The organism is Arthrobacter sp. 05T423 (genome assembly GCF_056396245.1).
The window spans coordinates 1-520 of sequence record NZ_JBFTLC010000115.1 but is presented as its reverse complement, the minus strand read 5'-3'; the positions used below and the strand labels follow the sequence as shown (position 1 = coordinate 520).

1 protein-coding gene is annotated in these 520 nt (G+C 63.5%); it reads left to right on the top strand.

The genetic code is table 11. From position 1 onward, the window contains the following. The coding region (locus AC1DFE_RS24160) for a cupredoxin domain-containing protein (protein WP_476908343.1) at positions 1–520 on the top strand (520 nt) is incomplete at both ends.

Below are 520 nucleotides of genomic sequence, written 5' to 3'. Positions count from 1 at the left end.
AGCATCCGGAATGGTGGGGCAAGACCTTCTACAAGCACTTCCCCAACCACGGGTTCGTGGGCGACATCTTCACCGTGAACGGCACCGCCTACCCGGTGATGGAGGTGAAGCGGCGCAAGTACCGCTTCCGGTTCCTGGACGCCTCCATCGCCCGCATCTACGAGTTCAAGCTGATGAGCTCCACGAAGGGCCCGAAGACGTCGGTATCGCTCGGTTACAAGGGCGACGAACTCGAGGGGCAGTACCGCATCCCGGACGCCCAGCAGTGCATGCAGTTCACCCAGATCGCGTCCGACGGCGGCCTGCTGCCCTTCCCGGTCAAGCGCGATTCCTTTGAGCTGTGGCCGGCCAAGCGGCGCGAGGTGGTGGTCGACTTCACCCGGTACCAGGACGGCACCCCCACCACCAAGGGCGACGTCATCTACCTCACCGACGTGATGAAGATGCCCAACGGCCGGATGTGGTCCAACTCGTCCAGGTTCGCGCCGGACCCGAACTACAAGGTCCCGGTGCTCAAGTT